The sequence below is a fragment of the Erwinia sp. genome, from assembly GCF_049696395.1.
GTDB lineage: Bacteria > Pseudomonadota > Gammaproteobacteria > Enterobacterales > Enterobacteriaceae > Erwinia.
Map to the genome: position 1 here is coordinate 1 of NZ_JBAVTT010000085.1, position 7,971 is coordinate 7,971.

Annotated in this window: 10 protein-coding genes; 3 read left to right on the forward strand and 7 right to left on the reverse strand. The window is 47.2% G+C overall.

What is annotated here, in order from left to right:
* Positions 1-437: 437 nt before the first annotated feature.
* Positions 438-1,325, reverse strand: a complete 888-nt coding sequence (locus WCC56_RS10835) for a hypothetical protein (RefSeq protein ID WP_424692378.1) — start codon at positions 1,323-1,325, stop codon at positions 438-440.
* Positions 1,326-1,823: 498 nt separating this feature from the next.
* On the opposite strand from WCC56_RS10835, the gene WCC56_RS10840 reads away from it, so the two are divergent.
* A complete protein-coding gene (locus tag WCC56_RS10840) occupies positions 1,824-2,087 on the forward strand; it encodes a DUF1883 domain-containing protein (RefSeq protein WP_424692379.1) in 264 nt (87 codons plus the stop codon).
* A gap of 39 nt (positions 2,088-2,126) precedes the next feature.
* Positions 2,127-2,789, forward strand: a complete 663-nt coding sequence (locus WCC56_RS10845) for a hypothetical protein (RefSeq protein WP_424692380.1) — start codon at positions 2,127-2,129, stop codon at positions 2,787-2,789.
* A gap of 370 nt (positions 2,790-3,159) precedes the next feature.
* Here WCC56_RS10845 and WCC56_RS10850 read toward each other — a convergent pair whose 3' ends face one another.
* The 4 genes from WCC56_RS10850 to WCC56_RS10865 all read right to left on the reverse strand — a co-directional run bounded on the left by WCC56_RS10850 (position 3,160) and on the right by WCC56_RS10865 (position 4,969).
* Positions 3,160-3,303, reverse strand: coding sequence for a hypothetical protein (locus WCC56_RS10850; protein ID WP_424692381.1), 144 nt, complete (start codon positions 3,301-3,303; stop codon positions 3,160-3,162).
* Complete coding sequence (locus WCC56_RS10855) at positions 3,272-3,766, reverse strand: hypothetical protein (protein WP_424692382.1); 495 nt, start codon at positions 3,764-3,766, stop codon at positions 3,272-3,274. The genes WCC56_RS10850 and WCC56_RS10855 overlap by 32 nt, the downstream gene beginning before the upstream one ends.
* Positions 3,767-4,125: 359 nt before the next feature.
* Positions 4,126-4,386: a hypothetical protein gene (locus WCC56_RS10860; protein ID WP_424692383.1), complete on the reverse strand. Its 261-nt coding sequence runs from the start codon at positions 4,384-4,386 to the stop codon at positions 4,126-4,128.
* Positions 4,387-4,777: 391 nt separating this feature from the next.
* On the reverse strand, positions 4,778-4,969 hold the full coding sequence (locus tag WCC56_RS10865; RefSeq protein WP_424692384.1) for a hypothetical protein: 192 nt from the start codon (positions 4,967-4,969) through the stop codon (positions 4,778-4,780).
* Between the two features lie 119 nt (positions 4,970-5,088).
* On the opposite strand from WCC56_RS10865, the gene WCC56_RS10870 reads away from it, so the two are divergent.
* Positions 5,089-5,535: a hypothetical protein gene (locus tag WCC56_RS10870; RefSeq protein ID WP_424692385.1), complete on the forward strand. Its 447-nt coding sequence runs from the start codon at positions 5,089-5,091 to the stop codon at positions 5,533-5,535.
* An 11-nt stretch (positions 5,536-5,546) separates the two neighbouring features.
* Here WCC56_RS10870 and mbeA read toward each other — a convergent pair whose 3' ends face one another.
* Entirely contained in the window at positions 5,547-6,998 is a 1,452-nt protein-coding gene (mbeA, locus tag WCC56_RS10875) for a plasmid mobilization relaxase MbeA (RefSeq protein WP_424692386.1), read from the reverse strand.
* The gene (locus tag WCC56_RS10880) at positions 6,988-7,326 is read right to left on the reverse strand and encodes a MobC family plasmid mobilization relaxosome protein (protein ID WP_424692387.1); all 339 of its coding nucleotides are present in this window, start codon (positions 7,324-7,326) and stop codon (positions 6,988-6,990) included. Before WCC56_RS10880 ends, mbeA begins: the two co-directional genes overlap by 11 nt.
* Positions 7,327-7,971: the final 645 nt, after the last annotated feature.

Below are 7,971 nucleotides of genomic sequence, written 5' to 3' on the forward strand. Positions count from 1 at the left end.
GCCGTAAGGTGGCGTTTTCTCATTCCTGCCCTTGCAACTGGGTTCCCTGAAGGTGGTTCGCTCCAAGCTGGACTATATGCACGAACTCCCCGTTTAGTCCGACTACCACGCCATATCAGGTAACAAAACGCTTGAATCCAACCCTGACAGACACGACGAATCGCCATTGGCGGTAGCCATTGGTAACAGGTTTACGGAGCGGCGTTGTTAAGCTAGCTTAACAAGAGTTCTTGAAGTAACCACCCTAGAGGGGCTACACTGGAAGGACAGATTTGGTTACTGCGCTCCGTTTAAGCCAGTTACCACGGTTCAATGAGTTGGTAGCTCAGCGAACCTTGAAAAACCACCGTTGGTAGCGGTGGTTTTTTCTTTCCTGACTAGACTACGCTTCGATCATGATTAACGTCAAGGATAACGGAGAGATATACTCAAATTAATCAAGGTATTGCGCCATATTTTTTCAGCATCTCTTCATTTTTTAGTTCAAGAAGATAATTGTCACCTAAAAAATCTTTATTTCCACTATACCTAATCTTCCATTGATTCAATATTATCCAAACGAAAGCAGCTCTTTGAGTCATAAGAATATTATTCTCTTCGTCTGCCATCCCATAATCACGCCTAACGCGCTCTTTTGCATAATTATCGAGATCAGTTTTAATCTCTATATCTAAAGGAACAATTCCATTCCATAATTTATCATAATCTAAACCATATTCCCTACCAACCTTCACCAGGTCATCACTTACTTCAATCACCCTAGAGAAGTTAAAATTCTTGTACTTCACATTACCATTCGCATCGGGATGATTAGCTCTAAAAATCCAATTAATACCATCAAACAATATAACCAGTGGGATGATTTTTCTTTCGGACAGATCTCTACCAGCGGCAGAGTTATAAACACATGAAATCATCAACCCTTGAAATATAGCTCTAGTTATTGCTGCAACCTTCTTGTTACATAGTGGATTGGTATCAACCCCAATCATCTCAAACCCAATGAGTCCTTTTTTCTTTATAACTCTATTTTTATCAAATCCATTTGCAAGCATGAAAAGTGCATCTTCCGCTTTTAGATCAACGAAAGGAATAAAACCTTTTAAGTTCAAAAAGAATTTTTTTTCTGATTGATCGTAATAAAGATTATCACCTCTTCTTTCCTTGTACTCTGAAATAATTCTACTTGAAGTTATTTCAGATACCCCAAACTCTTCTATCAATTCAGACCTTGATAAAACACCAGTATAAAAAATCTTAAAATCTATAAAAGATAACCTAATAGCTAACTCTTGGTTTTTCTCTAAAAGAACTGGAAAATCCATTATGAAACCCCGTAGTAAACCATGACACATTATAGCACACGGCATAGTATACACATCTTTTTTATGACAAACGAAGATCAAAATGATAAGTGATAGTTGACACAGGAAACCCCATGCGCTAGATTGTAGATGCATGAGAAGAATGGTCTTTTCAGCATTGATCTAGATGAGGTTAACATGGCCACAAATCCCCCAAAGGACAATAGTCGAATCGGTATGGTTCGTCAGCGATCTCAGGCATTCAATCCTGTGACTGATACTTGGGTTAAGCGCGACACTGAGACTGGGCGTTTCATGGACGTAAAGTCAGACGGGACTCCTTTCAAAGGAGTACGCAAGGAAAAATAAAGGGGTATTGGTTAAACCAATACCCCTTTATCTATTTGTTGCACTTAACTTTTGCGGGGAAAGTGCAATAGTCATCAGCAAAGAGACTGTTGAGTAGACTCTCAATTTTTAGGGGAAAGGTCAACAGTCTCAACCCTTAGAGGGCAAAACATGCAATTTACACATCACGATTTAAGAACGCTAAGAGCAGGACAAGTAGTGGCAGTATCCTTGTCTGGCAATGCAGCAAACGTGAAGCTCATGGATTCTTATAATTTCAACAATTATAAGAATGGTAAGCGCCATAACTATTATGGCGGACACATAACATCATCACAGACACGGCTAAAAGTTCCATCAACAGGTCAATGGCATCTGACCATTGACCTTGGTGGATACCAAGGGAACGTCAGATCTAATGTCCAAGTCTATTAATACAGGAAGAGGCTCTTTGGAGCCTCTTTATTATTGCATATGAAATCCCTTATTTTATTTGGAAGTAAGGCTCGTCACGATAGCGAAGCAAGTTCGGATATAGATCTACTTGGAGTTTATGATGGGGATAAAATAAAGTCCATATCGCATGATTCCGTGCATCTTTTCCTATATCCAGAAAAAACAATACTAGATAAAATGACATCAGGTGATCTATTTGCTTTGCATTTAAAAGAGGAATCAATTCCATTGTATGGAGATGACTTTATATTTGATATATTCTCAAACTTCAAATACAAAGAAAGCTATAACTACGAAATAAGTAAAGCTATTTTTTTAGCGTCAGAAATAGCAATGTCTTATCATGACATAAATAACAAAAAAAACGCCAACAAGAAAATATCATGGTGTACCAGGACCGCAATAATAGCAATATCGGCAGAAAATAGAGAGCCTGTATTTTCCAAGAAAAAGATAGCTAGCTATTTAGATATAGACGGAGTTTCATCAAGTGATATAGAGATATTAATAAACATAAAAAACTTCTCAAGCAAGATACCTGAAAGATATTTGGATAAGCTATTTTTATTTATCATGCACTTTGATTATATCAAAAAAGATTATGAGATGTTATTAAATGATCCATTCATAAAAAAATCAATATGCGAAGTGACTGATAATAAAATTTCTAATTGGTATTAAATTGCAGTGAATTTTGCCATTTAATAGTAGGGGTCCGCTTGGAAAAAGGAAATTATCCTACGTTAAGCGCTTTGATCTTAACGGGTGATTTCGTTCCATTGAGCGCGAATCCCTGACCGTAGGGGATGTACGGAACGCTCTGGCTGTCCGTTAAAGGTTTTGCTTACTTTCGTACACGTTATCGGGATGGTGTACGCAATCCGTTCGGTTTCGGACACAGAATCGCCGTAGCCCGCCGTTCAAGGGACTGAAAACGGACTTCTGGTTAAAAAGTAGTCTTAGCGTGTTTTATTTTCCGTTTTCCAAGCGGGCCCCATATCCCGCAGACATAAAAAAACCCGCCTTAGCGGGTTTTAGAGGAAGTATATAGTCAACCGCCGTTTGCATCACGGGAACGCAACGTACCGTTACGCGCCGCCCGATCAAACGAATATTTAAGCTGGCGCATAGCTTCTGCTTTACGCTCGGCCAGTGTCATTTTTTTAATGGTTGAAATATCGTGTTTTGAGTACATAACCCATTCCTCCTTCACCAAGTCCGGTGTTCACTTCATATACTACATCAACTGGCGGTTGCTGTAAAACCCGGTCATAGAAGCGTTTCAGCTTAGTTGTCTCAGCAACAGCAAGGTACGCTCTGGCACGATAAACATTGTGATGCAACGTTATGATTGTCTCCAGAGCTTCTGCTAACTCTTCGGTAAAATTATGCCGCCTGGAACACTGACCTTTGGGCGGAGGAGCATAAAAGTTACCGCTTTCAAAATTCTCTAGTCGATCAAATTTCACGTCATAGCATCGTGTGGGTATTCGAAAACCTACTTCTTCGCTTCTGTAGTCATGATACTCGCTGTCTGAGGTAATTACCTCTGCAAATAATACAACGAAATTGTGCGCCTCAATACAAAAGTCAAAGCGATGCGCAATAAAGTCACCATGAGGAAACTCAACAAAACTTTCTGAGAGGTATACAGGCATATCAGTGACTTAATCATTTTCGGTGCCACACTGTATCACCTATTGTTAATCCTGTACTACAGCAGGTTTATTTTTCTCCAGCACTGCATCATTTCAACCCGCTGGCTGTCGCCTCAAAGGCTTTAAAGAGGGTGCTAGTTAAGCTTAAACCGCTAAACGTAGGATAATTTCCGAATTCCAAGCCCCCCTCTAGTCATATCTCAGGGTGACCCTGCAGGTCACTCGATTGAACATAACATCTGCAAAGCGAATTCATGGCTGGAAGCCTAATCGATGTCCGTTTGCGTGAACTGACAGGGATCTCCTCCACTGCCAGAACGGGGGATACTCCTGCCAGCACCACACAAGACCAGTAACTCTTAACTCTGTATTTTTATTTCGTCCCTGAAACAGACATAGCAAAGCCTGAACTCTTCCACCCTCTTCTTTGCGACACCAATCGCCTGACGTGACGTGTAGAGCGTGCCAAGGAAGATTTTTTCTTTCGATCCGCTCAGTTTGTCGCATCCACGGAGATGTAAAATCCACACCCCATTCTCCGCCATAATCAGATAATAATATTTAGCTGCATTCATCGAAAACCCATACTCCTTCATGAAATATTCAATCAACATACCCATATAAAGATTCATGATAAAAGCACGCTTTTCGAATTACTGAAAATTGATGGTAAAGCGATAAAAAAACCAAATACGCGGCATAATCATCGCTATATCACTGCCTTGTAGCCATCTTCGCCCACCTCTGCCAACCACCCGATTTAACATAAGACTGGTTGCGCGCCCCGCAGAAATCGCCTCAGCGCGTTTCTGCCGCGTCCCGGCCAAAAGTGGCACCTTTCCCCGTCCCGATCCGTGAAAAACGCCCCTGATAAGTTTTAGCCCGGTGCATGGCTATGCACGGAACTGCCTGGCCGGGATTTTAGCGGCTAAAATCCGGTGAACGCCCTGAAAGGGGGTGTAAATCTGTACCTGATAGCGGTGAACGGGCGCGGAAATTGCCTGCCGGGGCTTAATCTGTATCCTTATAGATGGTAACCCGACTGAGGCCTTCATCGGTCAGCTCGCGGTCTTTAAGCGTGTATGCGTCAGCGATCGCGCGCCTCTCATCGATGTCCATATTATGGTCGTCACGTGACGCCTTGTGCAGCGCCTCAAGGCGTTCCACTTCGGCCTTCAGCTCCAGAAATTCCTGATCGGTCATATGCTGTCTCCAGGTAGGTAATATTGCTGCATGCAGTATCGGACACTTAATAATAGCCCTGTCGCTTCAGCTCATGTAAATTTTACACCTTACACACCATACTGAATCCGGGGTATACAGTGGCAGATACACGCCTGAATCTTACGCAGGCAGCCAAGGCTGCAGGTATAACGAGAAGAACGCTCTACAACCATATAAATCAGGGTAAAGTTACCGCGTCACGCGATGAGAAAAACAGCCCTGTGATAGACGTTTCCGAACTCATTCGTGCCTATGGCAATGTGAACCTGCCTGTAAAGAAAATTCCCACGCTTTTACACCGTAAAAATACACAGGAAAATTACACACCGGATGCGCTGAGTGACGTCCGTAAAGAGCTTGCAGAACTGAAAGTGGCCGTCACGCTGATGCTCGAAGACAAAACGGCGCGTGAGGAAGAGCGCCGGCGCGGCGAAGACGAACGTCGGCAGCTGCAGGAGGAAGTAAAACGCCTGGGAGAGCAACTGGAGCAGGAAAAGGCCAGAGGACTCTGGTCACGACTCTTTGCCGGCAGAAAACCACGATAAGCTGATGAGGCTTAGCCCATTTTTGGGCCGTTATAAGGCCGTTTCAGCTGTTTCTGGCGCTGCAGTTCAAGTTCCAGCGCCTCCCGCCGTGCCAGTTCGCCGGCAATCATCGCGCTAATCGGTGCAGCTGCTCGCTCAAACTCTGCACCTGAGCGCTCAAGCGCTGTACCTGGTTGCTTATCTGCGCGTTCTCCGCGCGCGTAGTGGAGTACATCTGCTCCATACTGGCGAAGGCGCTCTCCCATTCCCTCAAACGCGATCCGTAGTCGTTCTGCAGCTGCTCTAACGCGCTCAGTAACTGTTTTTCCAGTTCGGTCATGGTTCAGTACTCCTTCGGTATCATGTACTGGCTGTGCTCCCCAAAGGAGCCCGCCTTCGTGTCGATCTCGAGACATTTCTTCCCGCTGTCGCCGCAGGTGGTCCATATCAGGTTTCCACCCTGTGCGCGCATCTGCGCGATCGCCCGCTTCTGTTCGGCGATCATCTTCCAGTTGTCGGACATCTGCCCCCCCTGGTACCAGATTATGCCCCAGCAGGCGATCGTCACGGTGATTACTGTCAGCAGCAGCCATGACCAGCTCCGGAGCACGAACCGGGAAAGCCTCTGGTCCCGGGCGCTGATGGCGGCGCTGATTCTCTGCTCGCTTGATTTCAGCGCCTCGCTGATAGACTGCTCGTGCCGCTCGAACTCGCTCTGCAGATTCCGCGCGGTATCGCCGGCCAGCTGCCTGGATTTCTCCTCGAATCCCTTCGCCAAATTTAAAATCTCGCTCATAAATCATCCCCTTTAGTCGGATATTCCTGCCGCCTTCCGGATCGGCAATGCTGATGCTGCTGCGTGTTTCGCGGGCTATCGTAAATCCCGTGTTTTCCAGCGAGCGAATGACATCCTGACGGCTGCGAACGTCGCCGGCAGAAACAAGGCTGAGAAGACCGTCTGTGATGGCCTGGGCGGCCGTCTGCTTGTGTGCGGGCAGATCGCGGGGCGTACACAGCGTGCGCCGGTTGAGCGGGTCTGACGGGTCGTGCAGGCCAAGCTGCGTATTGATTACCGTTTTCCAGGCGTTAATCCGCGGTTTGTCCGCCGGCGCAAACCAGGGCTGCAGGCGTTTTCCGGACTGTAATTCGATGTTCGGGACGACAAAATTAAGCTCCAGCCTTCCCTTGTCCCGGTGTTCGACCCACAGGCACGCGTACTGATCGGCATCCAGTCCGGGAAGCAGCGCCTTTTCGAAGTGGGTTATCAGCTTTTCTTTGTCCGGCTCCGGTAAATCCGACTCACTGAAGGACAGAACGCCGGAGGTGTAAGCCTTGGCATAGGGACTGCTGTCGATAATGGCCACAATATCGTCGGGATTACCGCGCAGCAGGCGTGCATCAGTCCTCTGCCGGTCTTTACCCAGCAGATAATCGACCGGACCCGCACCTTTCCCCGTCCCACGTGCGTGGAATTTAACGATCACCGGTATGCTCCTGCCGCAGAGCCTTCAGCTCCCGCTCAATAGCAGCAAGCTGGCTGAGGATTTTTACGGCGGAAAGCGGCTCACCGTGTGATACGGCAGCGTTTACCTGCCGCGCTACCTGGTTGAGGTTGTTGCCGGCGCCGGCAAGCTGACGAAGCAGGGCCGGTGCCACGTCAGGTGCGTTGCCGCGCGGTCGCCGTTTTTCGGCGCCGAGGCATGTCTCACGCATCCAGGTGGCAAGGCGTGCACGATCGCAGCGGGCAAGCAGCGTTTCGTGTTCTGCAGGAGAGACCCAGACAGTCAGCATTTTGCTGCGCTTTTCGTTCATGACGTTCCCTGATAACCGTGTTTTCTGCCGGCTTTATCCGGCGGAAACGGGGTTGGACAAGCCGCCGGCGCGTCAGGGGGTTTCGGGGCGTAGCCCTGAACCAGCCATCACAGAGCGCTAGCGATGTGTATGCTGGCTTAAATGATAAAACGGAGTGGCGATTTGAGGAAGTGGTATATGGGGTTTTGGGGGTAAGGCTACGGTGTGAACGCGGAAAATGAGACCGCAGGTGAAATGACGCTTCCTCGGTGCAAACAAGTTTGCTTCTGCGGCGAGCGTTGCGGTTATAGGGTAGCGGTGGTTTGAGGGAGAGAGCGAAGCCCCCCTGGCGTTGGCGGAAACCTGCGGTTTTCCATAGGCTCCGCCCTCCTGATGAGCTTAACAGAAATACAGTGATTTCCGGAGCTCAAATCAGAAGTGACGAAACCTGACAGGACTTAAAGATGCCGGACGTTTCCACCCGGCGGCTCCCTCGTGCGCTCTCCTGTTCCCACCATGGGGTTTACCCGTTGCAGACCGCCGTAAGGTGGCGTTTTCTCATTCCTGCCCTTGCAACTGGGTTCCCTGAAGGTGGTTCGCTCCAAGCTGGACTATATGCACGAACTCCCCGTTTAGTCCGACTACCACGCCATATCAGGTAACAAA

Coding starts and splice junctions, on each gene's coding strand:
- WCC56_RS10880 (WP_424692387.1), bottom strand. CDS start 7,326: ATGAACGAAAAGCGCAGCAAAATGCTGACTGTCTGGGTCTCTCCTGCA.
- WCC56_RS10865 (WP_424692384.1), bottom strand. CDS start 4,969: ATGACCGATCAGGAATTTCTGGAGCTGAAGGCCGAAGTGGAACGCCTT.
- WCC56_RS10855 (WP_424692382.1), bottom strand. CDS start 3,766: ATGCCTGTATACCTCTCAGAAAGTTTTGTTGAGTTTCCTCATGGTGAC.
- WCC56_RS10835 (WP_424692378.1), bottom strand. CDS start 1,325: ATGGATTTTCCAGTTCTTTTAGAGAAAAACCAAGAGTTAGCTATTAGG.
- WCC56_RS10840 (WP_424692379.1), top strand. CDS start 1,824: ATGCAATTTACACATCACGATTTAAGAACGCTAAGAGCAGGACAAGTA.
- WCC56_RS10845 (WP_424692380.1), top strand. CDS start 2,127: ATGAAATCCCTTATTTTATTTGGAAGTAAGGCTCGTCACGATAGCGAA.
- WCC56_RS10850 (WP_424692381.1), bottom strand. CDS start 3,303: ATGTACTCAAAACACGATATTTCAACCATTAAAAAAATGACACTGGCC.
- WCC56_RS10860 (WP_424692383.1), bottom strand. CDS start 4,386: ATGGGTATGTTGATTGAATATTTCATGAAGGAGTATGGGTTTTCGATG.